Source organism: Marivita sp. (genome assembly GCF_051859345.1).
Classification (GTDB): domain Bacteria; phylum Pseudomonadota; class Alphaproteobacteria; order Rhodobacterales; family Rhodobacteraceae; genus Marivita.
This window is the reverse complement of the sequence record NZ_JBHYFV010000051.1, coordinates 18,115-20,930: the sequence shown is the minus strand read 5'-3', so window position 1 is coordinate 20,930 and position 2,816 is coordinate 18,115. Positions and strand designations below refer to the sequence as shown.

Genomic DNA, 2,816 nt, shown 5'->3' with positions numbered 1-2,816 from the left:
CCGCGCCGGAAGACACCGGTTTTTGCCTATTTCAACAAAAAATGCTTGCCAAATTCCCATTCGTCAAATCATATTACGAACATATGTTCGATATGCGAACATAGCCAACGGGAGATTTTACATGACTTCAAAGCCATTCAAGACGCCGGCGATGCCTCGCAGAACGGTGCTGGCGGGTCTGGCAGCTGCGGGTGCAACCGCGGCCATGCCCATGCGCCTGCGCGCCCAGGAACAGATCACCCTGCGCTGGTGGTCGCCACAATCGTCGCCGGAACAACTCGCTGCCTACCAGACACAAATCGCCAATTTCGAAGCCCAGCACGAGAACATCAAAGTCGTCTTCGAAAAGACGTCGGATGAAGGATATGCCCCGCAGCTTGCCGCGGCTTTTGCCAGCGGCGACGTGCCGAACGTGGTCACGCACCTGCCGTCCTTCGCCGTTGCCACTTATTGGACCAATGGCCTGCTTGAGCCGTTCAATGACGTGATCGAAATGATCGGGACAGACAAGTTCTATCCGGGTGCGAATGACATTTACGAAATTGATCCCGGCCAATATGCTGGCACCGGCATTGGCAACTCTGCCGCCAACGTGATCTGGCTGCGCACCGACCTGATGGAAAAGGCCGGCATCGACAAGAATCCGCGCACCTGGGATGAATTGCTGAGCGCCGTGCAGAAGATGCAGGGCGGTGGCATTTACGGCGCACCCTTGCCTTATGGCCGCAACTCGATGACCTCCCTGGTGTTCATCGGCATTATTCATCAGGCCGGTGGCCAGATTTGCGCCCCCGATCTGAGCGTCAACATCGACTCTGACGCGACGCGCGATGCGCTGGAATTCTACAAGGCGATGCGCGAATTCTGCCCACCGGGTGCGACCAATTACAGCTGGGGTGAAAGCCTGACCGCCTTTGTCTCGGGCGCTTGCGCCACCGGACTTTATACAGGGCGTGTGCTGACAAACGTCGCCAATCAGAACCCGTCGATTGCCGATCACATCACCTGCGACCGCTATCCGACAAAGTCGGTGGATATCGATCACTGGACGTTCAATGACTTCCCGTCGGTGTTCATTCCGAAGCAGGCGCAGAACATGGAAGCTTCCAAGCAGTTCGCAGCCTTCCTGTTTGATCCCGAAGGCTATATCCAGCAACTTCACGCGGCGCCGGGCCACGTTCTGCCGGTGCTCAAGACGATCAGTGACGACCCCGCGTATCAGGATAACGAGATTATCCAGAAGTACTCGGCTGAGGTGGAACTGATGTCCGAAGCAGCGGCGAACGGGTTCAACCTTGGATGGGAAAGCCGCGCGCACATGCCAAACGCCAAGGCAGGTGAGATCGTAAACTCGGGCGCGATTGCCGAACTTGTACAACGCGTCGTCCTGAATGATGAAAATGTCGATCAGGTCCTGGGTGAAACCACCGCCCGGATCGAAGAGATCATGGCCAGCTGACGGCTCGTTTCATCCGCGGGCGGCGTGCCCTCCCTGACGCCGCTCGCATTTTCCTGTCCGCAGAAAGACATCATGACCGCAACCGTTACCAATACCCCGCGACTCGAGCGGAGCTATGCGCGCCTTGGCGTGCTGCTCATCGCGCCGACGATCCTCGTGTTCTCGCTGGTCATCGTCTATCCGCTCCTTGCAGCGATCTATCTGAGCGTATTCTCGATCTACACCCCGACGCTTGAAGGCGGCTTTGTCGGAGCAGACAATTACATCAAGCTCTTGACCGGCAAGGCGTTCTGGAACTCTTTGCGTGTCACTCTGATCTGGACGGTCGGCACGCTGACGCTTCAAATCGTGTTCGGCGTGGGCATGGCGCTGCTCTTGCACCAGAACATCTGGTTCCGCAGCCTTGCGCGCAGCCTCGTGCTCTTTCCCTATTTCCTGTCCACCGTTGTGGCCGTTCTGGTGTGGCGTTGGCTTTTCAACGATCTATATGGCGCAATGAACCACGGGTTGATGCAGCTTGGCATCCTCGACATGCCGCTTGATTGGCTGGGGTCCATGCCCAACGCGATGATCGGGGTGATCCTCGTGGGTGCGTGGAAGTACTTTCCCTTCGTCGTCATCGCAGTTCTCGCACGGCTTCAGACGATCCCAGAACATCTTTACGAGGCCGCCAAGATCGACGGGGCCGGACCCATCGCCCGCTTCTGGGACGTGACGCTGCCGCAACTGCGCAACGTGTTGGTGGTGATTGTGCTTTTGCGCGCGATCTGGGACTTCAAGGAATTCGACCTGATCTATCTGCTGACCGGCGGCGGTCCAGTGACCTCGACCCAGACGCTTTCCCTGCTGGTCTATCAAGAGGCATTCGGCCTCAACCAGATGGGACAGGCAGCGGCCTATTCGGTGGGCATGATGCTGGTCATGCTGGTCTTCATGGTCGTCTACATCCGCAAGACCGGGAAGGAGGGCTGAGATGCAAAGATCGACCTTGCAAGGCGTGATCGTCAATCTGGTGACATGGACGCTGGTCCTGTTGATTGCCTTTCCGCTGCTGTGGATGATCATCACGTCTGTGAAGCCGCAAACCGAGCTGTTCCGCATCCCGCCAACGTGGTTTCCGGAAACCATCACGTTCGAACACTACTGGCGGCTCCTGACGGAAACGCCGTTCCTGATCTACTTCAGAAACTCCGTTGTTCTGGCGACGACCACCACGATCTTTGTTGTCGCGCTTGGAACACTTGGTGCCTACAGCCTCGTGCGCTTCAAATATCGCGGTCGTGAAACGCTGGCGATGCTGGTGCTTTTCACCTACCTGCTTCCCTCGGTCGTGCTCATCATCCCGCTTTACCTGATG

General features: G+C 57.3%; 3 protein-coding genes. All 3 read left to right on the top strand.

The annotated features are described in order from the left end of the window. The first annotated feature begins 121 nt into the window (after positions 1-121). A complete protein-coding gene (locus ACTIEN_RS20185; RefSeq protein WP_439524950.1) occupies positions 122-1,459 on the top strand; it encodes an ABC transporter substrate-binding protein in 1,338 nt (445 codons plus the stop codon). 72 nt (positions 1,460-1,531) lie between these two features. Then, the gene (locus tag ACTIEN_RS20180) at positions 1,532-2,431 is read left to right on the top strand and encodes a carbohydrate ABC transporter permease (RefSeq protein WP_439524949.1); all 900 of its coding nucleotides are present in this window, start codon (positions 1,532-1,534) and stop codon (positions 2,429-2,431) included. A gap of 1 nt (position 2,432) precedes the next feature. Continuing rightward, the coding region (locus ACTIEN_RS20175) for a carbohydrate ABC transporter permease (protein ID WP_439524948.1) at positions 2,433-2,816 on the top strand (384 nt) is incomplete at its 3' end.